17 protein-coding genes are annotated in these 25,021 nt (G+C 56.5%); 6 read left to right on the top strand and 11 right to left on the bottom strand.

What is annotated here, in order from left to right:
• Positions 1-82: 82 nt before the first annotated feature.
• The 5 genes from D0851_RS17410 to D0851_RS17390 form a co-directional block, all read right to left on the bottom strand.
• Positions 83-1,777: a methyl-accepting chemotaxis protein gene (locus D0851_RS17410; RefSeq protein WP_117619759.1), complete on the bottom strand. Its 1,695-nt coding sequence runs from the start codon at positions 1,775-1,777 to the stop codon at positions 83-85.
• A gap of 153 nt (positions 1,778-1,930) precedes the next feature.
• Positions 1,931-3,283 (bottom strand): sigma-54-dependent transcriptional regulator, encoded by a 1,353-nt coding sequence (locus D0851_RS17405; protein ID WP_117619758.1) that lies wholly within the window; start codon positions 3,281-3,283, stop codon positions 1,931-1,933.
• Positions 3,280-5,094, bottom strand: a complete 1,815-nt coding sequence (locus D0851_RS17400; protein WP_117619757.1) for a sensor histidine kinase — start codon at positions 5,092-5,094, stop codon at positions 3,280-3,282. Before D0851_RS17400 ends, D0851_RS17405 begins: the two co-directional genes overlap by 4 nt.
• Before the next feature lie 90 nt (positions 5,095-5,184).
• Complete coding sequence (locus D0851_RS17395) at positions 5,185-7,371, bottom strand: TRAP transporter permease (RefSeq protein WP_117619756.1); 2,187 nt, start codon at positions 7,369-7,371, stop codon at positions 5,185-5,187.
• Positions 7,372-7,460: 89 nt separating this feature from the next.
• Complete coding sequence (locus D0851_RS17390) at positions 7,461-8,438, bottom strand: TAXI family TRAP transporter solute-binding subunit (protein WP_117619755.1); 978 nt, start codon at positions 8,436-8,438, stop codon at positions 7,461-7,463.
• A 382-nt stretch (positions 8,439-8,820) separates the two neighbouring features.
• Here D0851_RS17390 and D0851_RS17385 point away from each other — a divergent pair, with 382 nt between their 5' ends.
• From D0851_RS17385 to D0851_RS17365, 5 genes are read left to right on the top strand one after another with little or no spacing between them, the layout of a single operon-like run.
• Positions 8,821-10,962 carry an N-6 DNA methylase gene (locus D0851_RS17385; protein ID WP_117619754.1) on the top strand — a complete coding sequence of 714 codons (2,142 nt, stop codon included), beginning with the start codon at positions 8,821-8,823 and terminating at the stop codon, positions 10,960-10,962.
• On the top strand, positions 10,959-12,158 hold the full coding sequence (locus D0851_RS17380) for a restriction endonuclease subunit S (RefSeq protein ID WP_117619753.1): 1,200 nt from the start codon (positions 10,959-10,961) through the stop codon (positions 12,156-12,158). The genes D0851_RS17385 and D0851_RS17380 overlap by 4 nt, the downstream gene beginning before the upstream one ends.
• Before the next feature lie 18 nt (positions 12,159-12,176).
• Complete coding sequence (locus D0851_RS17375) at positions 12,177-14,288, top strand: RecQ family ATP-dependent DNA helicase (protein ID WP_117619752.1); 2,112 nt, start codon at positions 12,177-12,179, stop codon at positions 14,286-14,288.
• A complete protein-coding gene (locus D0851_RS17370) occupies positions 14,285-15,538 on the top strand; it encodes a DNA-processing protein DprA (RefSeq protein WP_117619751.1) in 1,254 nt (417 codons plus the stop codon). Before D0851_RS17375 ends, D0851_RS17370 begins: the two co-directional genes overlap by 4 nt.
• 17 nt (positions 15,539-15,555) lie before the next feature.
• Positions 15,556-18,798 (top strand): type I restriction endonuclease subunit R, encoded by a 3,243-nt coding sequence (locus tag D0851_RS17365; RefSeq protein ID WP_117619750.1) that lies wholly within the window; start codon positions 15,556-15,558, stop codon positions 18,796-18,798.
• A gap of 7 nt (positions 18,799-18,805) precedes the next feature.
• Here D0851_RS17365 and D0851_RS17360 read toward each other — a convergent pair whose 3' ends face one another.
• The 6 genes from D0851_RS17360 to D0851_RS17335 are packed head-to-tail and all read right to left on the bottom strand — an operon-like array spanning position 18,806 to position 23,416.
• Positions 18,806-19,231, bottom strand: coding sequence for a secondary thiamine-phosphate synthase enzyme YjbQ (locus D0851_RS17360; RefSeq protein WP_117619749.1), 426 nt, complete (start codon positions 19,229-19,231; stop codon positions 18,806-18,808).
• A gap of 14 nt (positions 19,232-19,245) precedes the next feature.
• Positions 19,246-20,310 (bottom strand): succinylglutamate desuccinylase/aspartoacylase family protein, encoded by a 1,065-nt coding sequence (locus D0851_RS17355; protein ID WP_117619748.1) that lies wholly within the window; start codon positions 20,308-20,310, stop codon positions 19,246-19,248.
• A 3-nt stretch (positions 20,311-20,313) separates the two neighbouring features.
• Complete coding sequence (rimK, locus tag D0851_RS17350; RefSeq protein ID WP_117619747.1) at positions 20,314-21,219, bottom strand: 30S ribosomal protein S6--L-glutamate ligase; 906 nt, start codon at positions 21,217-21,219, stop codon at positions 20,314-20,316.
• Positions 21,220-21,222: 3 nt separating this feature from the next.
• The gene (locus D0851_RS17345; protein WP_117619746.1) at positions 21,223-21,714 is read right to left on the bottom strand and encodes an ATP-dependent zinc protease; all 492 of its coding nucleotides are present in this window, start codon (positions 21,712-21,714) and stop codon (positions 21,223-21,225) included.
• A complete protein-coding gene (locus D0851_RS17340; RefSeq protein WP_205422229.1) occupies positions 21,695-22,582 on the bottom strand; it encodes a mechanosensitive ion channel family protein in 888 nt (295 codons plus the stop codon). The genes D0851_RS17345 and D0851_RS17340 overlap by 20 nt, the downstream gene beginning before the upstream one ends.
• A gap of 24 nt (positions 22,583-22,606) precedes the next feature.
• The gene (locus tag D0851_RS17335) at positions 22,607-23,416 is read right to left on the bottom strand and encodes a hypothetical protein (protein WP_117619745.1); all 810 of its coding nucleotides are present in this window, start codon (positions 23,414-23,416) and stop codon (positions 22,607-22,609) included.
• 178 nt (positions 23,417-23,594) lie between these two features.
• Here D0851_RS17335 and phrB point away from each other — a divergent pair, with 178 nt between their 5' ends.
• Entirely contained in the window at positions 23,595-24,998 is a 1,404-nt protein-coding gene (gene phrB / locus D0851_RS17330; RefSeq protein ID WP_117619744.1) for a deoxyribodipyrimidine photo-lyase, read from the top strand.
• Positions 24,999-25,021: the final 23 nt, after the last annotated feature.

The raw sequence follows: 25,021 nt of genomic DNA, 5'->3' as shown, positions 1-25,021 counted from the left end.
GCCGGCCGGCGTCCCACCCGATAGCGACTCATAAAAAAGGGGTCAGAACTGTGGTTCTGACCCCCTGTTCAGCCGACAGGGCTCATACCCGATAACGGCTCACCTGATCCGACATGTCGGAAGCCAGGTTCCTCAGGCGCTGGGTAGCATCGCCCGCTCGCCGGGTGCCCTGAGAGGTCTGCTCGGTGATCGCAACAATCTCGTGGACATTCTGATTGATGGCTTCAGAAACACTGGTCTGCTCTTCGGCTGCACTGGCAATCTGGGTATTCATATCCGTGATGGTGGCCACCGCCTGGCCGATGCGCTGCAGGGCTTCGTTGACCTGACGGGTTTCCTCAACGGTTGCTTCACTACGTTCGCTGATTGAACCGATCAGTTTCACGGCATTGCCCGCGCCGGACTGGAGACGTTCGATCATGTCCTGAATTTCCTGGGTGCTCTGCTGAGTACGACGGGCCAGGGTGCGCACTTCATCCGCTACAACCGCAAAGCCACGACCGGCATCACCGGCCCGGGCCGCCTCGATGGCGGCATTCAGTGCCAACAGGTTGGTCTGGTCGGCGATTTCGCGGATGACCTCCAGCACGCTGTCAATCCGGCGGGAATCGGCACCCAGTTGTTCAATCACCTGAACACCTTCTTCCACCTGTTCCGAAAGCCCGCCAATAACGCCAATGGCCTGATGCACCAGGCCCTGGGCATCACAGACCTGCCCGTTGGCACGATCAGCAGCCTCGGACGCCTCACTGGCATTATTCGCCACCTCCTGGGCGGCGGCGGTCATTTCGTTCATGGCCGTTGCCACCTGGTCACTCTCGGATTTCTGGCGATCAACGCCCCGCTCGGCTTCGCTCATGACCTGGGTAAGATCAGCCGTGGCTTCGTTCAGTGTCCGGGTTGATGACAGCACGCGCTCAACCAGCCCATGCACCTGGTCAGCGAAGCTGTTGAATGCCGTTGCCAGCTGGCCGAGCTCGTCCTTGCCGGAGACATCGAGTCGACGGGTCAGGTCACCATCACCGCTGGCAATATCGTTCATCGCCGATACGGCGGATTTCAGCGGCCGGATAATGCTGCGCACCACAATCAGGGCCAGAAGCACTATGACCGCCAGGGCAATCAGGGACGTGGTAACCGAACCGATCACGGCGTCGGCAAGGGAATCCCCCACCTGGGCGTCCATCGCGGCCACCTGACTCTCCAGACCGTCGATCCAGAACCCGGTCCCGATCATGATTCCCCACTTCGGAAGCATTTCCGCGTAGCCCAGCTTGGGCGCCACCTCACCGGTGTCACTGTTTTTCCAGCCGTAGGGAACGTAACCGCCACCGCTACGGGCAACCTTTACCAGCTCACGAATCAGGTAGGTGCCATTGGGATCCTGGAAATCCCATAGGTTCCTGCCCTCCAGAGACTGATTGACACCATGCATCACGTTAACGCCGCGGGTGTCGTAGGCAAAGAAATAGCCGGCGCTTCCGGAATCGTCGAAACGGAGCTGGCGCAGGATGTCCCAGGCCTGCTCGCGTACTTCCGGATCATCGGCCGAACCTGGCTGATTGTACAAATGCGCGATGGACGTCCTGGCCAACTCCAGGTAATTCTTCAGCTCCTGGCGCTTGCTTGCTTCCATGTCCGTGGAGAAACCGGCAACGGCTTCTTCGCCAATATCGCTGGCCTGGTTCAGGTTGTAGCTGGTAAGAAACGCGGTGAGCAGGATAACCGGCACAAGAGCCAGTAACAGCACCCGGGTCTGGATAGTCAGGTTTTTCATGACAGGTAGTTTTCTCTTACAGGCAAACGATCCGCCGGAACATCCGGCCCAGAACAAAGGTTGGCAACACTACGAAAAAAAGACCGGCAATGTCATTGATGATACTGCGTATTTTGTTTCTACCCTGTAACGACAACGGTAAAATTTTGTAGCTCAGTCCTTGAACTGCGCCTTATCCAGGCCGTGTTTACGCATTTTGTCGTACAGGGTTTTCCGGGCGATACCGAGCTGCACCATGGTGTCCTTGATACTGCCGTGGCAGGCATTCAGGGCACTGATAATAGCCGAACGCTCGAACCCGTCCATCATCTCGGCGAGGGTCTGCCGGCCTGACACATTGGCGGTAGCCGCGGGCTCGTTCTCATCCAGTGCGGCCGCCCCCAGCAATACATAGCGTTCCGCCAGATTCCTCAGTTCCCGGACGTTGCCGGGCCATGTGTGCTGCATCAGGCGAGCCGCCTGGCCGGCATCCAGAGGAATACTCTCCCGGTCATACCGGGCGGCGGCGATCAGTACGAAGTGGTGAAACAATGTCGGAATATCGTCCTTGCGCTCCCGCAAGGGCGGAATATCCACCTTCACAACATTCAGGCGATAATAAAGATCGGACCGGAAGTCACCTTCCTCACTGAGCGTCTTCAGGTCCGCCTTGGTGGCCGCGATGATACGCACATCCACCTCCTGTACCTGATTGCTGCCCAGGCGCTCCACCCGCTGTTCTTCCAGTACACGCAACAGTTTCACCTGCAGCGGCATGGGCATGCTCTCCACCTCATCCAGGAACAGGGTGCCCTTGTGGGCATGCTCGATTTTACCGATGCGGCGTTTGTCGGCGCCGGTAAAGGCACCGGCCTCGTGGCCGAACAGCTCGCTCTCGATCAGGTTTTCCGGAACCGCGCCACAATTGATGGCGACAAAGTTGTGGGCGCTGCGGGCACTGTTCTCGTGAATATACCGGGCCAGCGCATCCTTGCCGGAGCCGGTTTCGCCGTGCAGCAGGATATTGGCGGAGATATCCAGGATTGGGTCGATGGTTGCCATCACTTTCCGCATTGACGGCGAATCCCCCAGAATCCGGGGTCCCGGCCTCGCCAGATGGCGTAACTGCGCCTTCAGTCGCCGGTTCTCAAGGGCCAGATGGCGTTTTTCCAGAGCGTGCCGCAGGAGCTCAATCAGCTCGTCGTGATCAAAGGGTTTTTCGATAAAATCATAGGCACCCTGCTGCATGGCCGTTACGGCGGTACTGATGTCCCCCTGGCCGGTCAGGATGATCACCGGGATAGTCTCATCCACAGTCCGGATCCGCGCCAGCATCTCCAGGCCGTTCATCTCCGGCATGTTGTAATCACACAAGACAACGCCGTCATAGTCGGCATCGATCTGCCCGAGCGCGGACGGCGCACCTTCATAACAGCTGACCGGCAGGTCTTCCAGTGTCAGAGTCTGGGCAATGGCCTGACGGATATGGGGGTCATCGTCCACAAAGATTACCGAGGGTTCTGTCATTCCGTCGCCTCCCGCTTCCTAAGGGTTAACACAAATTCGGCACCCGGGCCGTCCATACGGTTCCGTCCTGTAAGGGTGCCACCGAGGGCGTCGACAATCTGGCGTGAAATTGACAACCCCAGGCCCAGCCCCTGTTTCACCGATTTGGTGGTGAAAAACGGTTCAAAGATCTGCTCGGTATTGCCCTTAAGGCCGGGACCGTTATCCCGAACCAGGCATTTCCAGCAATCTTCGGCTTCCTCAATATCAATCCCCACCTGCGGATGCCGCGATTCCTCCACCGCCTGCACCGCATTGGCCATCAGGTTCACCATCACTTGCTCAATGCGAATCAGGTCACCGTGGCACATCACCGGGTGGTCCGGCCGGTTCCACCGGATGTCGATATCGGCACTGGATTTCTGAGCCAGGATGATCTTGAGGGACGCATCAACAGACTGTCGCAAGTCTACCACCGCCGGCGGCCCTTCGGATTTGCGGGCAAACACCTTGAACTGCCGCGTCAGCTCCGCCATCTTGTCACACAGCGCGATAATCTCCGACAGGTTGGCGTCGACCATGTCTTCCGCGCCTTTCTCAAGGAAACGGCGGCTGTTTCTGGCGTAAGTCTGTATCGCAGTCAGTGGCTGGTTCATTTCATGGTTCAGGCCCGCCGACATCTGCCCCAGAACGGCCAGCTTGGCGGCCTGGATCAGTTCCTGCTGGGTTTCCCGGAGTTCGTTCTGGGTACGCTCACGCTCGCGGATTTCTTCCAGTAGCTTGCAGTTAGAGCTCTCCAGATCGGCGGTTCGTTCGGCCACCCTCCTCTCCAGCTGCTCTCCCCTCAAGGCCAGTTCAGCCTCCCGGCGATAACGCTCCCGGAGATAGAGCCAGGTCAGCAAGCCTCCGAAAAACAAGGCCGCACCGCCAACAAGAAATGCCAGCCGGGTCCAGATAACGGAGCGGGTGCTCACCATTACCTGCAGTGTCCAGTCCAGCCTGGGCAGATCGGTACGGACACTCAGATAATCCCCGCCAGCATCACTCCCAACCAGATGGATTTTTTCAGACCGGTCAGACACACCCCAGGGACGCCCGAGCCGCTTCATGTTGATGGGCGTCAGGTCCCGGTCCGGATAGCGTTGGTAGGATTCAGCCGCCGGCGTTGTGCCGGTATAGGGTTCGAAGTCCCGGTAAAGCCATCGTGGCTTACTGGCCAGGAAGCTGATGCCGTCCCGGTCCAGCACCACCATTTCCGCCTCACTCAGCGACGCAGGGCGGTGCCACTGGGACTCCAGCTCGTGAACAAGGACCTTGACGGCAATAACGCCCAGCACCGAGCCCTGGCTATCCAGAACGGGGTGCGAAAAATACAGGCCACGCACATTGGACATCAGCCCCAAAGCAAAATAGATGGCCGAATCCCGGGTTGCCAAAGCCTCTGAAAAGTATGGGCGAAAAGCGTAGTTGCTACCCACGAAGCTGTCTTCCTGCTGATAGTTGTTGGCAGCAATGGTCAGGCCGTTCACATCCATCAGATAGACATCAGAGCTGCCCACGATCGTGGCCATCCGCTGCATCTCTTCGTTGGCTTGCAGAATGACCCCCGGGTCGTCCGGAGTTCTCAGGGCTTTCTCGAGCAGGGGATGCTCGGCCATGAGCTCAGGGATGGGGAGATACCGGTTCAGTTCGTTGGCGACAAGCTGACGGTAACGAAACGATTCCTCAAGGCTTTCCTGTTCCACCTGCCGATAGCCAGCCCAGCCTCCGAGTGTCCAGGACACCAGAAGGGTCAGGCCAAAAATAAGGAAAACGCCAATCCGGTAGGACATAAACCCGGTTCCCGAGAAAACCGCTAGCGTAGCGCCCGGAACCAGGCAGGACAACCGTGCGCCGGCACGATTACCCTGCCCTGCACCGGCTCAGACTGCCAAAGGCGCCAGACGTTGCCTGCGCTGGCGCTGAACCAGGAACGAGATTACCGCCAGGGCGACACCCGCCATATCCGTCCACAGGCCGCCTTCGATCATCAGCAGCGCCGCGGCAATCAGCATGATACGGACCACCCAGGCAGCACTGACCTTGCCGAACCAGCCCAGTACGCCACCAGACAACAGGTACACACCAAAGGTTGCGGTCACCAGGGCGCGGGCGATAACAAGCCAGTCCCCATCCATCAACAGTGCACTGTTGTAGAAGAACATGAACGGGACGATAAACGCCGCAATGCCAATCCGGAACGAAGCCACCGACGTTTCCATGGCGTTGGCTCCGGAAATACCGGCCGCCGCGTAGGAGGCCAGCGCAACCGGCGGGGTAATGGCAGAGACCACGGCAAAGTAGAACACAAAGAAGTGTGCTGTCAGCGGCTCAATACCCAGTTGAACCAGGCCCGGCGCCACCACCGACGCAGCCACCGCATAGGCCGCTGTCGTGGGCATTCCCATGCCCAGCAGGATGGAAATGAACATGGCAAATATCAGTGCCAGCAGTTGGCTGGCTTCGGCCACATCCAGCAACAATACCGAGAACCGAGCTCCGACACCGGTGAGAGAAATCACACCCACAATGATACCGGCAGCCGCACAGACCACGATGATCTGGATGGACATCATCGAGGCAATATCCAGGGCCCGAAGGATGGCACGGAGCCCCATCTTGTTCGGGGAGAACCAGCTCACCACCGCCGCCGAGACGGTCGCCAGGGTGCCGGCACGAATCACCGAATAGCCCTCAAAGAGGGCATAGATCAGAATAATGATGGGAATGAACAGGTACACCTGCCTGATCAGCTTGCGAAGCTTCGGCAGCTCGTCCTCACGCATGCCACGCATGCCCAGTTTCGCCGCCTCGAAATCCACCATGAAGTAGACCGATGCAAAATACAGCACCGCAGGAATGATCGCCGCAACAGCGATTTCGGTATAAGGAATACCGGTGATTTCCGCCATGATGAAGGCGCCCGCCCCCATAATCGGCGGCATTATCTGTCCACCTGTAGATGCCGCAGCCTCAACCGCGCCAGCGGATTTCTTGGAGTAACCCACCTTTTTCATCAGCGGGATGGTCAGCGAACCGGTGGAAACCACGTTACCGGCACTGGTGCCATTGATCATACCCATCAGACCAGAGGCAAAGATGGCCACCTTCGCGGGGCCGCCGCGGGAGCGGCCGGCTGCCGCGAAGGCGAAGTTAACGAAGTAATCGCCGACCTTCGACGCCTGAAGGAAAGCGGCAAAGATGATGAACAGAATGATGTAGGTGGAGGACACCGCCGTGGTGGGCCCCAAAATTCCGGCATCGGTATACACCTGACTGAAAAAGCGCTGCACGGACAACCCCGGAAAACCCAGGAAGCCAGGCAGATAAGGACCGGCAAAAACATAAACCAGGAACACCAGACTAATTACCACCAGCGCCAGCCCGGCGACCCGGCGGGTCAGTTCCATGATCAGGGCGGTGCCGGCAACGGCGGCGAAGGAAATGCCCACCGGCGCAAACGAGGTGCCAGTGGTCATACGCATGCTTGTGTTGTAAACCACCAGTAGATAGGCAGCGACGGCAATCGAGCACACAATCAGCACCAGATCGGGCATGCTGAACCGCGAGCGCTCACGCTGATGGAACCAGCCCAGAACAATACCAAGAGCGGTGGCCGCCAGCAGAGGCCAGCCAAAATGCCAGGTTTCCAGCTCGGGCGGAATCCGTATGGTGCCGTTGGCTACCATCTGGCTGAAGGAAAACGTCTGGTAAAGCGCATAAAGGGCAGGCAACAGGGCAACGCCACCAAACCAGGTGGTCCACTTATGGCGCGCGCCACCCTCTTCACGGGATAGAAACCGGGCACCGGCATACAGTATAAAGCCGAGTACCAGCGCACCCGCCACGTGAACGATGCGGTAACTCCAGGTTTCCATCGGGGCAATGTTCAGGGAATAGAGATGGAATGACGAATAGCTGATCGTCAGCACGGTAACAAATTTCAGCAACCAGCCTTCAAACAGGCGACGATTGGCCTCAACCGGCTCCTCGTCAACATCGTGGGCAAGAATATGGTCGTCGTCCGGCAGCGCCGGGGTCGGATCCTTGGGGGAGTGTTCGGTGGTCATGATAAACCCTGCCTACAGGAAAAACTGGGCCAGCATTAAGCCGGCCGGCCGACGGGGGCCAGCATCGGCCCCCTGACACATAACGATAGTTACTTGATCTGGCTTTCAGGAATCTCGTAACCGTTTTCGTTGAACCAGCGAGCCGCACCCGGATGCCAGGGCAGAACGGTGTTCTTGGTATAGTTTTTCGGGATGGACGTCTTTGCCGCCTTGTGGATGGAAACCATCTTGTCGTTGTTCTCCATGGTCAGCTTGGTAATTTCATACACCAGGCTTTCCGGAACGTCGCAGTTGGCGATGGCAAAGTTCCACATGGATACCACACGAGAGTCTTTTTCCAGGGATTGGTAAGTGCTCGCCGGAATGACAAACTCGGAGACCGGGAAGTTATCGGTGATCTTCTTGGCTTCCGCGTCGGTCATGCCGATGATGTTCACGTCGGTCTGAACTTCCAGTTGGCTGACAGCCGGGATGGGGATACCCGCGGCAAAAGCCACCACGTCAATCAGACCATCCTGGAGCTGCCCACCCAGATCAGACCAGCTGCCATTACGGCGCTCGAAATTCACACCCAGGGTTTCCATCATGCGCGGGAAATAGGTATCCGAAGTGGAGCCGGCAGGGCCAAAGCCGATCGTGGCGCCATCAGGAATATCAGAAATGGAGGTAATGCCCGAGCTGGACAGGGCGGTAACAGAGAACGGGGTCTGGTACATCGGGAAGATGGCGCAGACGTTGTCCATCTGTAAACCCGGAGCCAGAGGGCTGTTGCCTTCCATGGATTCCCGGGCCGGACCCATGGTGGTCAGACCAAACTGCAGATCACCGGTGTGCACCAGCGCCATGTTCTGCATCGGGCCGCCAGTAATCTCGGCGCCGCCGGAAATCCCAAGGTTCTCAGCCACAAAGTTGGCCCAACCGGAACCATAGGCGAAATAGGTTCCGCCCTGACTTGCCGTACCCACGGTAAAGTTGTCCGGCCAGCCTTCACGATCCTGAGCAGCAACCGGATTGGCCACGACCAGGGTAGACGCGAACGCTGCCGCCATAACGATTTGGGTTTTCATAAAGAATGCTCCCCGTTTCATTTTGTTTGTTTGTTTGTTTGGGTTCTCGACGTCGCCTCAACCGGGCGGCGTTGGCACATCTGAAGGCAAGGACCAGACCAGGTATGAAACTACCTTATAAAACAGTGCATTCCTGCAATCATCTGAACATCCAAGGTAAGAGAATGGGTGGATCTCCACCCATTCAAATAAGGCAATGGGTGAATACCTACAACTTTGGCCAGACAAAAAGTAGAGTTCGTTAGTTTGATATCAACACTCGCTTCTATATATTGAGCCCGGCAACATTAAAATGCGCTCTCGCTGCCGCTTAGGTCGAAGCAAGCGGAAACCGACACAACTTTTTTTCATCGCACTATCAGGGATCTGGATCAATAGCCCCATGGCACAACTGGAAAACATAGACGCAATTGAAAAACGCCTGTGGAAGGCCGCAGACACGCTGCGCAGCAACTCGGAGCTGGCCAGTAACGAATACTTCCTTCCCGTTATGGGCCTTATTTTTCTGCGCCATGCCTACAGCCGTTATCTCTCCGTAAAGAACGAGATTGTCAAAACGCTGCCCACCCGGGGTGGTATAACCCGGGCATTGACCAAAGAAGACTTCTCCCAGAAAAGTGCCATCTACCTGAAGCCAGAAGCACAGTTCGATCACCTGGTAGCGCTGACCGATGCTGACAACCGGGCCGAAGCCATCATCCAGGCCATGGAATCCATCGAGGCGGATTACAGCAACCTGCGCAACCAGTTGCCCAAGCAGGAATACAACACCATCCCGAACGAAGTGCTCGGTACCCTGCTCCGGCACCTGAACCCGGAAGAACTGCAACGGGCCACCGGCGATATCTTCGGGCGGATTTACGAATACTTTCTTACCCAGTTTGCCGACCAGGGTGCCCACGACGGCGGCGAGTTCTTCACCCCGGTGTCGCTGGTTCAACTGATCGTCAACATACTGGAGCCGGACCACGGAAAGGTGTTCGACCCGGCCTGCGGCTCCGGCGGCATGTTCGTACAAAGCGCACACTTTATGGAGCGCCACGCCCAGGATCCACACGAACTCACCTTCTACGGCCACGAAAAGAACCGGGTAACCACCAGACTGGCCAAAATGAACATGGCCGTACACGGGCTGGAAGGCAACGTAGAAGGGGGCGAAACAGCCATCACCTACTACAACGATCCACACGATGGCCTGTTCGGCACCGTAGACTATTTAATGGCCAACCCGCCGTTCAACGTCGACGAAGTGGATGCCGACAAGATCAAAGGCGATCGTCGCCGGCTGCCTTTCGGCCTGCCCGGCGTAAACAAGAACAAAAAAGTGAGCAACGCCAACTACCTGTGGATTCAGTATTTCTACAGCTACCTGAACGACACCGGCAAAGCCGGGTTTGTGATGTCCAGCCAAGCCTCCAGCGCCGGACGGGATGAAGCCAAAGTACGTGAACAACTTGTGCGAACCGGCCACGTGGACATCATGGTGGATATCCGGGGCAACTTCTTTTACACCCGCTCTGTACCCTGCCAGCTCTGGTTTCTGAACAAGAACAAACCAGAACACCTGAAAGACAAGGTGCTGATGCTGGATGCCCGCAGCGTCTACCGCAAAGTCACCCGCAAGATCTATGACTTCAGCCCCGAGCAACAACAGAACCTGACGGCGATTGTCTGGCTCTACCGCGGGCAGAACGAAAGGTTTATCGAACTGGTCAGACATTACATCGACCGCTCTCTCCTGGAAGCCCGGGCCTGTGAGTATCTGGAGAAGCCATCCTGCCAGCCATTGCCGGATTTCCTCAACCAGCTTAACCGGGTGTCCAAAGCCTTCCTGCCCTTCATGGACAAGTTGGAGCAGGATGGAATAGACATTGAACACTACGTCGACTTCCTCAACACCAAAGGCTCCGTAGAAAGTGGCTGGTCCGCATTCGAGATCGGGACGAACAACCTGCAAAAGTGGTGGAACCAGTACGCCTACGACGATGCCAGCAGCCTGCTGGAATTCACCGAACAGGATGCCTGCCTGAAAGAACTGGCCAACCAGAGCCGGGACCTGATCAAAGAGGTGGACCTGGCCTACAAGCTGGCCACCCGTGTGATCGAACTGGCTGAAGCCAACGGCGCCAAAGAAAGCGAACTCTGGGACAGCACCCTCCTCAATGGTCGTGGCCGCAAAAACCTGAGGAAAGCTGCCGACGAAGCCCGCAAAGTGGCTGTCGAGCAATTAAAACAGGTGCGCTACTTCTACAAACAGGCCCACTGGCTGCTCAGCCACTTCCCGGAAGGCCAATTGAGGGACGTGGAAGGGCTGGTCAGACTGGTGGACATCAGCGAGATTGAAGCCGCCGACTGGAGCCTGACACCCGGACGTTATGTGGGCGTGGCACCGGAAGAAGTAGGCGAAGACTTCGACTTCGAAGAAGCCCTCAAGGATATTCATATCGAGTTGAAGGGGCTCAATGCCGAGGCGGTGGAACTGGCTGAAAAGATTGCCAGGAACTTTGAGGAGTTGGGGGTATGAACTGGTCTGAAAGGTCACTGGATGAACTCGGGCTGGTATCCAGAGGACGTTCGAGGCACAGGCCCAGGGATGCAGCACATCTTTATGGGGGACCATACCCTTTTGTCCAGACTGGCGATGTTAAACATGCCGGCCTCTACCTGACTGAGTACACGCAAACCTACAGTGAGGAGGGTCTTGCCCAAAGTAAATTGTGGCCAGCAGGCATCCTTTGCATAACCATCGCCGCCAACATCGCCGACACTTCAATTCTGGGGATTGATGCGTGTTTTCCAGATAGCATTATCGGGTTTGTCCCCGATCCCGAAAAAGCCGATGCCAGATTCATAAAGTACCTGTTCGACGCCGCGCTAAAGCTGAAATACCGACAATTCACTCAAGGAGCTGCTCAGGATAATCTGAGCCAGACAAAATTGTTGGCACTCAAGTTTTTGGTGCCAGAAGATGTGCATGAACAGACAAGGATTGCCGATTTCATCGCCACATACGACTACCTGATCGAAAACAACCGCCGCCGCATCCAACTGCTGGAAGAATCCGCCCGCCTTCTGTATCAGGAGTGGTTCGTACACCTGCGATTCCCCGGCCATGAGCAAGGCAAAATTAGTGATGGTGTTCCTGAGGGGTGGGTTCGAACAACTGCCGATCAAGTGATGGAGATTTTGAGCGGAGGCACGCCAAAAACAAAAGTACCGGAATTCTGGGATGGCGAAATCCCTTTTTTTACTCCCAAAGATGCAACAGGGATATTTGCCAATGAAACGGAAAAAACCATCACCGAATTAGGCCTGTCAAAGTGCAATAGCCGACTCTATCAGAAATACACAATTTTCATTACAGCCAGGGGAACCGTTGGCAAACTAGCATTTGCTCAGAGACCGATGGCCATGAATCAATCTTGCTACGCGCTTTTGGCTAAAAATCCTGTTTCACAGCAATTTCTGTATTGCTCGCTGAAATCTTCTATCGCTCACTTCAAGTCAAATGCAAGTGGTTCGGTTTTTGACTCTATCGTTGTTGATACTTTCAAGAACATCCCATTGCTGATCCCGGTTCACGGGATTCTGACCGAGTTCACTGAACAAGCGAAAGCTATTTTCCAGCAAATCGATAATCTAAGCATCCAGAACACAAAGCTCGCCAACGCCCGAGACCTGCTCCTCCCCAAACTGATGAGTGGAGAGCTCACCGTATAATCCCATCAAGGACCGATGATGAACACTCAGACTGACAAAGCCAATGCCGAAAACCTACTACAAACTACCCTCGCCACCCCCAACGCGACATTCCGCGAGGGCCAGTGGGAAGCCATCGATGCCCTGGTCAATCAACGGCAGAAACTGCTGGTGGTCCAGCGCACCGGCTGGGGCAAAAGTTCGGTGTACTTTATTAGCACCAAGATCTTCCGGGACCGAGGCCTGGGGCCAACCATCATTGTCTCGCCCCTGCTGGCCCTGATGCGCAACCAGATCGAATCGGCCCGCAACCTCGGCATTGTGGCCGAGACCATGAACTCAACCAACACGGACGACTGGCAGGCGGTTACCCGGCGAATGCTGAACAACGAAATAGACTGCCTGCTGATATCGCCCGAGCGCCTGGCCAATGATCGTTTTATCGAGACCGTACTGGAACCTATTGCGGATCGGATTGCTTTGATGGTGATTGACGAGGCCCATTGTATTTCTGACTGGGGCCACGACTTCCGTCCGGATTACCGGCGCATTGTGAGCATTCTCAAACAGTTGCCGGCCAATACACCGGTTCTGGGTACCACGGCAACGGCCAACAATCGCGTGGTTGCCGACATTCAGACCCAACTGGGCGATATAAAGATTCAACGGGGGCCGCTGACCCGGGAAAGCCTCGCGCTGCAAACGCTGGTTCTGCCAGACCAGGCTTCACGCCTGGCGTGGCTGGCCCAGGTGATCCCGATTTTGGCCGAAACCGGCATCGTTTACACGCTGACCGTGCGGGATGCCGAGCAGGTCGCCCAATGGCTGAATGCCCAGGGCATAGATGCAAAGGCCTATCATGGCAGTATTGAGGCGGAAGGGTTCGAAAACAGCAACAGCTATCGCCAGCACCTGGAAACACAGCTGCTGAACAATAACCTCAAGGTTATGGTTGCCACGACCGCATTGGGAATGGGTTACGACAAGCCGGACCTCGGTTTCGTGATTCACTATCAGGCCCCGGGTTCGATTGTGGCTTACTACCAGCAGGTAGGGCGTGCCGGCCGAGGCATAGACCGTGCCTTTGGGGTGCTGATGTCCGGTACCGAGGATGGCGATATTCACGAGTTCTTCCGGGATTCCGCCTTCCCTTCCCAGGCTCATGTGCATGAAATTCTGCAGGTGTTGGCACAAAGCGACGGACTATCGATTCGTAGTATCGAGGAACAGACCAACCTGCGCCACGGGCAGATCGAGAAAGTGCTCAAGTTACTGAGTGTTGAGAACCCGGCACCGGTCGTCAAAATGGGCAGCCAATGGCGCAGAACCGCGGTGCCCTTTGCCATGAATCAGGCCCGGATCGACCATCTGACCCATCAGCGGGAACAGGAATGGACCGAGGTACAGGACTACCTGGAAGAAACCGGCTGCAAGATGGCCTTTCTGCGCCACGCACTGGATGACAACGACACCACGCCTTGTGGAAAGTGCGCCTCCTGCCTTGGGGCACCGGTGATCAACCAGCCGATTGACCCGGCACTCGCACATCAGGCGGCAACGTTCCTGAAACACGCCGAAATGGTCATTGCGCCCAAAGCCCAGGTCGCGGCCAATGCCTTTGCGGAATATGGTTTCAAAGGCAACCTGCCTCAGGAACTGAGAGCTCAGGAAGGCCGCGTGCTGTCCCGCTGGGGTGACGCCGGCTGGGGCCGCATGGTTGCGGACCAGAAACACGCCGGGCGATTCAGCGATGAGCTGGTGGATGCTCTGGCAGAAGTGATCCTCCAGCGCTGGCAGCCCAATCCTGCTCCGGAATGGGTTTGTTGTGTACCCTCGCGCAATCATCCGGAGCTGGTGCCGGATTTCGCCCGCCGCCTGGCCACAAAGCTGAACTTGCCGTTCGTGGATTCGGTCGCCAAGATCAAGGATAACCAACCCCAAAAGGGGCAACAGAATCGCTTTCATCAGTGCCGTAACCTGGATGGCGCCTTTGCGATAGCCGAAGGCATACCAAATACGCCGGTTCTTCTTGTAGATGATATTGTTGATTCAGGCTGGACGCTCACCGTCATCGCAGCTTTGCTACAACAATCGGGCAGCGGCGTTGTTTATCCGGTCGCACTGGCTTCTTCTTCGGTAAAAGACTCATGAATCTATCCCATACCGCACAGGCCACCTTATTGCTGACCAGCTACTTCTCCAAAGCGGCGTCGGAACAGGCGCGGCCGCTGACCAACAAGGAGTGGGGTCGGTTTGCGCTCTGGCTGAGAGACCACAACAGCACCCCCGCCGATTTGCTTAAGTCCGACCCGCTAGCCCTGTTGAAGAGCTGGCATGATGCCAAAATCACCCATGACCGGATTGTCAGTTTGCTCAACCGCGGGCACAGCCTGGCGTTGGCGGTCGAGAAGTGGCAACGAGCTGGCCTTTGGGTGGTTACCCGCTCAGACAAAGAATACCCCGTGCGTCTGAAACAAAGGCTCAAAACCGACTCACCTCCAGTGCTGTTCGGCTGTGGTAACAAAGCGCTTCTCAATAGCGGCGGCCTTGCGGTTGTCGGTTCCCGCAGTGCCAATGAAGAGGATCTACAGTTTACCCAGCGGGTCGGTGCCAAGGCTGCCTCAGAGGGTATCGCCATTGTGTCTGGCGGTGCTCGCGGCGTGGATGAAACCGCAATGCTTGGGGCTATCGACCAGAGCGGCCCGGTGATTGGTGTCATGGCAGACAGCCTGCTGAAGGCAGCCACCAGCGCAAAATGGCGTAAAGGCTTGATGGACGGCAATCTTGTTCTGGTTTCCCCATTCTATCCGGAAGCAGGTTTCAGCGCCGGCAACGCCATGGCAAGAAACAAATACATTTATTGCCTGGCCGACAGTTCTCTAGTGGTTCACTCCGGTAAAAAAGGCGGCACCCTCAACGGCGCTCAGGAAAACCTGAAACACGGTTGGGTGCCGCTCTGGGTAAAACCAACTGATGACCCTGCCGCCGCCAATGCGGACCTGGTAAATCAGGGCGGGTATTGGTGTGAACGCAACCTGGACAAGCTTTCCGTCAGAGACCTGTGGGAGAGCAGCAGCGTTAATGGTCAACAGGTCAAAGAAGGTACTGATCTGTTTGCTGACCAGCAACAACCGCCTTTGTTTGCCGCCAGAGAAGAGGCTGCGGATTTTTCAACCGACAAAGAAGAATCTTCTGTAAGCGTGGAGCCTGCAGACTTCTACCAGCTTTTCCTGAGGGAACTGGGCCGCCTGGCCGAAGAACCGGTTACAGCGGAAACCCTTACGGAAAACACGGGGCTGCACAAGACCCAGGTCAATGAGTGGCTGAAGCGGGCGGTTGATGAGGGTCAGGTCAATAAGCTGAGTCGCCCGGTACGCTATCAATTCATTAAGGCCGAGTAGTTAAGGATGCCGTTGTTATGGCCATGACTGAAGAAACCCTGGTTCAGGAAGTGACAGCCGATTATCTGTTGAATGAACTCCAGTGGAATGAATCCGTCATGGGCATGCATGAGCGCCTGGGTAAGGAAGGCGACCTTGGCCGTACCTCTGAACGTGAGGTGGTGCTAACCCGCTATCTGGGGGAAAAGCTGGTCGAACTTAACCCCGGATTGCCGCAGGTGGCCTATCAGGAAGCCCTGCGAATCGTGACCGAGATCCCGGCAACAGCCAACATTCTGGCGGTAAACCGGGAGAAATACGCCCTGCAAAAGAACGGCGTTGAGGTGAGCTTTCTGAACGACAAAGGTGAACGGGTAAAGAAACGGCTGAGACTGTTCGACTTCAACGACTACACCAACAACCACTTTCTGCTGGTGCGCGAGTTCTGGGTAAAGGGTGATATTTACCGCCGCAGGGCGGACCTGGTCGGGTTTGTGAACGGCATTCCCCTGCTATTCATGGAAGTAAAAAACGTCCACAAAGACATCCGTGCGGCCTATGAGCAAAATCTGGCCGATTACAAAGACACGGTGCCCCATCTGTTTTACCACAACGCTTTTATCGTTCTGGGCAACGGCATTGATGCAAGGGTTGGCTCGGTTTCAAGCAAATTCGAGCACTTCAACGACTGGAAGCGCCTGAAAGAAGATGATGCCGGTGTCGTTGATATGGAAACCCTGCTGAAGGGCACCTGCACCCGACACAATCTGATGGACATTTTCGAGAACTTTACCCTGTTCGACCAAAGTTCAGGCCGGCTGGTAAAGATTGTCGCCCGGAACCATCAGTACCTTGGGGTAACCCGAGCCATCGAAGCGGTAAAACACCGGCAGGAACGTTCGGGAAAACTGGGTGTGTTCTGGCACACGCAGGGGTCCGGCAAGTCCTACTCCATTGTGTTCTTCGCCCAGATGGTTCACCGGAAACTCGGCGGCAACTACACCTTCGTGGTGCTGACCGACCGGGAAGATCTCGACACTCAGATCTACAAAACCTTTGCTGGGTGTGGTTTGGTCGACAACGACAGAGACCCCTGCCGAGCCGAAAACGGGAAGGACCTGAAAGCGCTGATCGGGCAACAAAAAGCCTTCATGTTCACGTTGATCCAGAAGTTTAACCAGAAGGTGGACCCGGAGAACCCCTACTCCGGCCGCGATGACATTATCGTGGTGACCGATGAAGCACACCGGACCCAGTACGGCATCCTGTCCCTGAATATGCGGAACGCCCTTCCCAATGCCAGCTTCATCGGTTTCACCGGCACACCGTTGTTCAAGGACGACGAGATCACCAAGAAAGTCTTTGGTGACTATATCTCCACCTATGATTTCCAGCGGGCGGTGGAAGATAAAGCTACAGTGCCTCTGTATTACGATGCCCGGGGTGAGGAATTGCTGTTCACGGACGACGACGGCAACCGGCACAGCGTGGCAGACCCGAAAGGCCTGAATGAGAAGATTGCAGAAAAACTGGATGAGCTCGAGATTGACGATCTGGACGTTCAGCAGCGCCTGGAACGGGAGCTCAAACGGGACTACCACATCATCACCGCCAGCAGCCGGCTTGATCAGATTGCCAGGGATTTTGTAACGCATTACGCCAATGGCTGGGAAACCGGCAAAGCCATGTTCGTGTGCATCGACAAGATAACCTGCGTGCGGATGCACAAACTCATTGTTTTCTACTGGCAGGAAGAAATCCGAGCCAAAGAAAAGTCATTGAAAGAAGCAACGGACGAACAGGATCTGGCCTGGCGCGAACGCCAGTTGGCATGGATGAAAGAAACTCTGATTGCGGTTGTGGTCTCCGAGGAACAGGGAGAAGTTGCCAAGTTCGAGAAATGGGGGCTCGACATCAAACCCCATCGTCAGTTGATGAAAACCGGCTTTGCCCTGGATGACGGCTCGCGGCTTGGTATGGAGGAGGCATTCAAGTCACCGGAGCACCCGTTCCGCGTGGCCATTGTCTGCGCCATGTGGCTGACAGGCTTTGACGTGCCTACTCTAGCAACGTTGTATCTGGACAAGCCATTAAAAGCCCACACCCTGATGCAAGCCATTGCCCGCGCAAACCGCGTTGCCGAGGGCAAGAATAACGGCTTGATTGTTGATTACTGCGGCATCCTGAAAAACCTGCGTAACGCACTGGCCACCTTCGCCGGCACTGGAGATGAAGGCCATGATGGCAAGCAGGACGAGCAGGAACCGGCAAAACCTAATGCGGAACTTCTGGAGAGCCTGAACGAATCCATCAGTTTTGTCGTCGAGTTCTTCCGCCAGCGGGGCTTTGAGCTTGACCGGATTGTGACAGAAACGGGATTCGGGAAGAACGCCACCATCGCCGAGGCCAAGGAAGTCATCAACCAGAACGACGAAACCCGCAAACGGTTCGAAGTGTTGGCCCGGCAAGTGTTCAACAAGTTCAAAGCCTGCATTAACGTGCCCGGCATCAACACCTACCGGGATACCCGTGATGCCATCAACGTTCTTTATAAGAGCCTGCAGGCTGACAAGGAAAAAGCCGATATTTCAGAGGTAATGAAAGACCTTTATGGGATAGTTGATGCCCATATTGGCACCCGGGAGGACGTGACCAAGTCCGATAACGAAGAGAAGCGGTTATATGATATCAGTCAGATCGACTTTGAGCGTTTGCGCCAAGAATTCGCCCGCTCCACCCAGAAAAATACAACAGTGCAATCTTTAAAACATGCTGTTGAGAAGAAGCTGGCGCGACTGATGATGCAAAATCCCCTGCGGACGAATTATCAGCGGCATTACGAAGAGCTAGTGAAAGAGTACAACCAGGAGAAAGACCAGGTTGTCATCGAAAATACCTTCGAAGCTCTATTGAAACTGGACAGAGAACTGTCAGAGGAAGAAAAGCGGGCCGTACGCGAGGGTTTGGATGAGGAGTCTTTGGCTCTGTTTGATCTGTTGAGCAAGCCGGATCTGCCAAAGAAGGATATTTCCAGAATCAAGAAAGTAGCGGCGTCGTTACTCGATACCCTGAAATCAGAAAGATTAAAGATTGCCAACTGGCGGCAAAAAGAATCGACCCGCGATGCCGTCAAACAACAAATTTTTGATTTTCTCTACGATGATAGAACCGGACTTCCTGTCGATGACTACGAAGATGAAGAGATTTCAGTGCTTACCGAAAAAGTGTTTCTCCATGTTTATCGGGCTTACCCTTCCGTACCCTCACCTATCTACAATTAAGTAACGATTACCAGCGCCCCTGAAGCGTTGCCACAATGCGCCGGCTTCCGGCCCGGTCCCGGTGCTCGCACAGGTAAACCCCCTGCCAGGTACCCAGGGCAAGGCGGCCATGGTTTACAGGCAGCATCAGGGACGGGCCGATGAGGATGCTCTTGATGTGGGCCGGCATATCGTCCGGCCCCTCCATCACATGCTCATAGTATGGCGCATTCTCCGGCACCATCACGTTGAAGTGGCGCTCCAGGTCGCCCCGTACATCCGGATCGGCGTTCTCGTTCACCGCCAGGGACGCGGAGGTGTGCTGGATAAACAGATGCAGCAGCCCAACTTCACAGTTGGTGAGCTCCGGCGCCTGGGCAATGATCTCATTGGTTACCAGGTGAAACCCGCGAGGTAGCGGTGCCAGTTCAATGAAGGTCTGATCCCAGATCATAGCGAACCTCGTGATTATCTCTGTCGGTCGTCCCAGGGATGAACGGGAATCACATCGTCGCCCACATCTCCCTCGTAGCTACTGCGGAAATAATCCATGGCCTTTTCCGCCTCACTGAGTTCATCGAACCGGGCAATGTGGTAGATGGCCTCGCCTTCGTTCACCAGCGGCAGGTTATTGACGCAGATAACGATGCCGGAACAGGGCGAGAGCACGGCGGTTTCGGACTCTCCGAACGGGTCCGCCACCATGGCCAGTTTCTGGCCTTTGCGTACCTTCTGGCCCAGGCTTGCCACCGGGCGCATGATACCGTCTGTGTCCGTTCGCACCCATTGAGAGTTGGCCGCGGTTTCCGAGCGCTTTCTCGGCGCCTTCGGGCCCTTCTTGGCGGGAATCATTTCCAGTTCCCGCATCACCCGGATCACACCTTTTACGCCGCTTGAAATCACCACATCGTCGAACCGCAGGGCTTCACCACCTTCGAAGGTGACCACCGGAATATCCTGGGAATCGGCGTAGGCACGGAGGCTGCCGTCCCGCAAGCCGGCGTTGATAATGATCGGTGCGCCAAAGGCCTCCGCCATGCGGGTGGTCTCCGGGTTTTTCAGTTCCGCCCGGATCTGCGGCAGGTTGAACCGATGGATGGCACCGGTATGGAGGTCAATGATGTGAGTAACCTTTTCCATGATCTGCGTGCGCAGCAAATACGCAATACGACCACCCAGGGAACCGGTTTCACTGCCGGGGAAACACCGGTTCAGGTCTCTCCTGTCCGGCAGGTAACGGGTGCGTTGCACGAACCCGAAAATATTGACGATGGGCACCGCCACCAGGGTGCCTCGCAGATGCCGCAGGGCGGAATTGGTCAGCACGCGGCGGACAATCTCCACACCGTTGATTTCGTCCCCGTGAATGGCACCACACACCATCAGAACGGGCCCACCCCGGCGACCATGTACCACTTCCACCGGAATATGCAGCGGCGTGTGGGTGTAGAGTTTGGCCACCGGCACTTCAACGGTCTGCCGGGTGCCGGCCTTGATCTGGGTACCGGCAATTTCAAAAGGCGCACGGGCCATGTTCTAGCCTCTCCCCTTGGTCCGGGTTTTCCAGGGTTGCTGGTTCTTCTCGGTCCAACTGATGATCATACCCGCCACATTTTTGCCTGTGGCATTCTCAATGCCTTCAAGGCCGGGGGATGAATTCACTTCCATCACCAATGGACCACGACTGGAACGCAGCAGATCGACACCGGCCACATTCAGGCCCATGGACTTCGCCGCGGTAATGGCTGTCCGGCGTTCTTCCGGCGTTATCCGCACCAGAGAGGCACTGCCTCCCCGATGCAGGTTGGACCGGAACTCCCCCTCCGCGCCCTGTCGCTTCATGGCGGCTATTACCTTGTCACCAATCACAAAACACCGGATATCGGCACCACCGGCTTCCTTGATGAACTCCTGCACCAGAATGTCGGCCTTCAGCCCCATAAAGGCTTCGATAACGCTTTCCGCCGCCTTCCGGGTTTCTGCCAGAACCACGCCAATGCCCTGGGTTCCCTGCAGCAGCTTGATGACCACCGGCGCGCCCCCCACCATTTTCAGGAGCTCCGGTACGTTGTCGGGTTTGTTGGCAAAACCGGTCACCGGCATCCCGACACCTTTGCGGGCCAGTAACTGCAGCGAGCGCAACTTATCCCGGGAACGGGTGATGGCAACAGATTCGTTGACCGGAAATACCCCCATCATCTCGAACTGGCGCAATACCGCCGTGCCGTAGAAGGTAACCGATGCACCGATCCGGGGGACCACCACATCGAAATCCTCGAGCACTTCTTCGTGGTAGTGGATCTGCGGCTTGGCTGAGGTGATATTCATGGAGCAGTGAAGGCAGTCAATAACCTTTACTTCATGGCCACGGTTAATGCCTTCCTCAACCAGGCGGCGGGTCGAGTAGAGGTGGCGGTTTCGCGACAATACTGCAATTTTCATTTTTCAGTCCTTAGGGGCCGGCTCACCGGCAAGATAGGAAGCTTCGGGATAGATCTCTGAGCGCCCGGCCATGGCGGTCCGGCCCAGCAGCATCCGGAACCGCATGGAATCACGGTTGGTCAATGTCATTTCAATAGGCCAGCTCTGACTACCGACAACCAGCGTGGTTTCAATCACCAGGCGCATCTCCTTGTGCCCTCCCGAATCAGAGACATTTCGTTCATCCAGGACTCTGGCATCGCACGCCACAACATGGTGCAGATCGTTCTGTACTGGGTGCACCCAGAAGCGCACCCGCCGCTCACCGTTTTCGGTGTATGGCTCGGTGCGGAATGTATGAAGGCAGGACGTTCGGGCACCGGTATCAATCTTCGCCTTGATACGGCCGATATCCAGGTCCGGTAAAGCCACCCACTCTCGCCAGCCGAGGCTGATCTTATTCTCGGCGGGTGTCGCGGCAACGGTTTTGATGACTTCAGCGGTCTTTCTCGGCATCCAGGAGATCCTTTTCTGTGTTTTTTTCCGGCCCCAACAGCTGAACACGGAAGGGCTCCGAATGGCTACCCGCATAAACGCTGGTATGGGGGAACGGAATTTCAATGCCTTCACGGTCCAGCGCTTTCTTGATCGCCACCATCATGCCACCCCGGCCTTCGAGCACCTTTTCCTTTGGAACCCAGAAGGAAAACTGCAGATCCACGGAAGACGGACCAAACGCCGTCACGAGCGTAAAAGGCTTGGGCTCCTCAAGGCAGTGCGGGTCTTTCTCAGCCAGCGCCAAAAGCAGTGCCTCCACTCGCTCCACATCTTCAGCGTAGGCAATCCCGACGGTCAGGTCGAGCCGACGGATCGGGAACCGGGAACGGTTGACCACCCGGGTCTTGATCAGGGTTTCGTTGGGAATACGCACATACAGGTTGTCCGGGGTGCGCAGTTTCACGCTGAGCATATCGATACCAATGACTTCACCCAAGGTGGCATCCACTTCAATAAAGTCACCAATTTCAAAGGGCTTCTCAACCAGCAGAAACAGACCGCTGATCATGTTGGACGCAGAGGTCTGTGACGCAAAACCGATGGCCACGGTGAGTATACCGGCGGCGCCCAGCACTACATCCAGAGAGAAACCGGCTTCCCTCAGCGCCGCGATACTGAACACGACAACGATGACGTAAAACACCAGCCGCCGCACCATCACGGTGTGGTGGCGGGAGGACCGCTGCGCCATAAATCTGGAAACGCTTCGGGCGGCCAGCGAGGCGAGAAAGAGCCCGAGCACCAACAAAAAGGCGGAACTGAGCCACTGGCCCCAGGCGATGTCGGTGAACACTTTCAAAACGCCTGTTTCAATTGCCTCTAGCAAAGCATCAACTCCGTCAGATCCGTTTTAACCAAACACCCGATCGAAAGCCCGCACCAGGCGACCACGGGTCAGTTTTTCCCTGGCGTCCGCCACGGGCCGGCAGGTTCCCGCAGCTGCCAACACTGACTCATCGACATGCAGACTGGCGGAATTCATATCCGTCTCCACCTCCACCATTACCCCGGGCGTCCAGAGCTGCCCACGCTCGTTCCGATGCAGCGAAAGCAACGGGGTGGGCAGACTGAAGCGTTCGAGCAATAGAGGTTCGGAGCGCCGGTTGATCAGGGTAACCGGAGTCACCGCCCGCCAGGGTCGTTTGGGGACAGCTTCCAGCACGAGCCGCGCGAAACTCGTTGAGGAATAACAGAGCTCTCCCTCCATGGTGTTCTTCCCCACCCAGGTCAGGGAGGGAAGTGCGAGGGGGATTTCCGTTAACAGGGATTGGTTTTCACCCACACAAACCTTCATCCAGACAGGCGTCCCCACATAAATCGTGCAGCGCCCGCCCGCTGGAATCGTAAGGGGCTGGTAGGGACGTATCACGGTAGGCCGGTTGGCGACGGCCGGCACAAACGTGACCGTCGACGACTCATCCTCCCGGATAAACCGTTGCACGGGGACCGTAGCTGCCGGCAGGGTGTGACCAATGGTTTCCGTCCAGCTGGCGGGATCGGCATCCAGCTCCAGCGCTTCAGAACGGATCTGCCATTCCAGGTCCAGCAAGGTAACCCACAAACGAATGTGGCCCAGCTGGTGATACTGGGTCTGCCCGGAGGCCAGAGAGTATGGCTGGGCCCAGACGCCGTCCCGGCGGCCTTCAGTGTTATTCTCCATTCCCGGCACAAAACTCCCTGAAACGCTGCAGCCTGAAGTGCAGGCGAAATCGTAGGCAAAGGTGACTTTACTATAATCCAATCCGCCACCCCGGGCGAATATCCAAGTCAGTGATTTTATTGAAACACCGGGCTGTAATTACCCCTACACCAATTCCTCAGACGACTATGGACTACGGATGACACAACTGGTCTGGTTCAGAAACGATCTCCGGGTTGCCGACAACCCGGCTCTCACGGCGGCCTGCAAGGGCGCCGAACACGTGCGCGCCTGCTTTATTCTCACCCCGGGCCAGTGGCAGGAACACAACTGGTCACCGGCTCGCGTGCAGTTTGTGATAGCCCACACCAATGCCCTCTCCGGGGAACTGGCCAGACTGGGCATACCGCTCGCCTTTATCCAGGCCGAACGCTTTGAAGACAGCATCCGTAAACTGGAAAGCCACTGCGCTGAACACGGCATTAAAACGCTGCACTTTAACGAAGAGTACGGCGTTAACGAGCGTAAGCGGGACAAGGCCATCAAGCACCGCTTTGATGACCTGAACATCCGCGTGTGCAAATACCGTGACCAGACCGTTGCACCGGTGGGCGAGATCCTCACCCAGCAAAACGAGCCCTACTCGGTGTTTACCCCCTTCTCAAGGCGCTGGCGCAGCTGGATCGACGAAACCCACCCAGGTTTGTTCCCGGCTCCGAAAGCCCGGGGCAATTCAGTGCAGCCTGAAAAAATCGACACCATTCCGGAAGCGTTCCGGAACGCGCCGAAGCCACTGGTGCCAACCGGCGAAGACGCCGCCCACGACCAGCTCGAACGGTTTCTGCAGGAACGCGGCGGCAACTACAAAGCCGAACGGGACTTCCCCGCCATCGAAGGAACCAGCCAGCTCTCCCCTTACCTGGCAAACGGCGTGCTTTCGGGCCGCCAATGCCTGCTGGCCGCAAAACAGGCCCAGGGCATGGGCGGCAACCAGGAAGGCCTGGTTACCTGGATCAACGAAATCGCCTGGCGGGATTTCTACATCAACATCCTGTACCACTACCCCCGGATCAGCATGCACCGCGCCTTCAAACCGGAAACCGAAGCCCTGGCCTGGAATCACCCCGGCGGCAACTTCGACGCCTGGAAAACCGGCAACACCGGCGTGCCTATCGTCGACGCCGCCATGCGCCAGCTCAACCACACCGGCTGGATGCACAACCGCCTGCGCATGATCACCGCCATGTACCTCACCAAAAACCTGTTCATCGACTGGCGCCTGGGCGAGGCCTACTTCATGTCCCGGCTGGCAGACGGATTCCTGGCCTCCAACAACGGCGGCTGGCAATGGAGCGCCTCCACCGGCACCGACGCCGCGCCCTACTTCCGCATCTTCAACCCGGTCACCCAAAGCGAACGCTTCGACCCCAACGGCGAATTCATCCGCCAATGGATTCCTGAACTGGCCAAACTGGACAACAAACGGATTCATGATCCGGGCGCGAAAAGTGGTGTTATTCCGAAAGGGTATCCGAGGCAGATCGTTGATCTGAAAGAAAGCAGGAAAGAAGCAATCGCCAGGTTTCAGGCACTGAAGAACTAAAAAAACAACGAGGCGGACCGCCG

Origin of the sequence: Marinobacter sp. Arc7-DN-1 (assembly GCF_003441595.1) — a bacterium.
Classification (GTDB): Bacteria; Pseudomonadota; Gammaproteobacteria; order Pseudomonadales; family Oleiphilaceae; genus Marinobacter; species Marinobacter metalliresistant.
Note: the sequence above shows the minus strand (reverse complement) of the source record. Positions and strands in the feature narration are given on the sequence as shown.

Bases quoted from the DNA above. Each gene is read 5' to 3' on its own strand.
- D0851_RS17380 (WP_117619753.1), top strand. From the start codon at position 10,959: ATGAACTGGTCTGAAAGGTCACTGGATGAACTCGGGCTGGTATCCAGA.
- rimK (WP_117619747.1), bottom strand. From the start codon at position 21,219: ATGAAAATTGCAGTATTGTCGCGAAACCGCCACCTCTACTCGACCCGC.
- D0851_RS17355 (WP_117619748.1), bottom strand. From the start codon at position 20,310: ATGGCCCGTGCGCCTTTTGAAATTGCCGGTACCCAGATCAAGGCCGGC.
- D0851_RS17385 (WP_117619754.1), top strand. From the start codon at position 8,821: ATGGCACAACTGGAAAACATAGACGCAATTGAAAAACGCCTGTGGAAG.
- D0851_RS17365 (WP_117619750.1), top strand. From the start codon at position 15,556: ATGGCCATGACTGAAGAAACCCTGGTTCAGGAAGTGACAGCCGATTAT.
- D0851_RS17335 (WP_117619745.1), bottom strand. From the start codon at position 23,416: ATGGAGAATAACACTGAAGGCCGCCGGGACGGCGTCTGGGCCCAGCCA.
- D0851_RS17400 (WP_117619757.1), bottom strand. From the start codon at position 5,094: ATGTCCTACCGGATTGGCGTTTTCCTTATTTTTGGCCTGACCCTTCTG.
- D0851_RS17410 (WP_117619759.1), bottom strand. From the start codon at position 1,777: ATGAAAAACCTGACTATCCAGACCCGGGTGCTGTTACTGGCTCTTGTG.
- D0851_RS17395 (WP_117619756.1), bottom strand. From the start codon at position 7,371: ATGACCACCGAACACTCCCCCAAGGATCCGACCCCGGCGCTGCCGGAC.
- D0851_RS17375 (WP_117619752.1), top strand. From the start codon at position 12,177: ATGAACACTCAGACTGACAAAGCCAATGCCGAAAACCTACTACAAACT.
- D0851_RS17345 (WP_117619746.1), bottom strand. From the start codon at position 21,714: ATGCCGAGAAAGACCGCTGAAGTCATCAAAACCGTTGCCGCGACACCC.
- D0851_RS17370 (WP_117619751.1), top strand. From the start codon at position 14,285: ATGAATCTATCCCATACCGCACAGGCCACCTTATTGCTGACCAGCTAC.
- D0851_RS17390 (WP_117619755.1), bottom strand. From the start codon at position 8,438: ATGAAAACCCAAATCGTTATGGCGGCAGCGTTCGCGTCTACCCTGGTC.
- D0851_RS17360 (WP_117619749.1), bottom strand. From the start codon at position 19,231: ATGATCTGGGATCAGACCTTCATTGAACTGGCACCGCTACCTCGCGGG.
- phrB (WP_117619744.1), top strand. From the start codon at position 23,595: ATGACACAACTGGTCTGGTTCAGAAACGATCTCCGGGTTGCCGACAAC.
- D0851_RS17405 (WP_117619758.1), bottom strand. From the start codon at position 3,283: ATGACAGAACCCTCGGTAATCTTTGTGGACGATGACCCCCATATCCGT.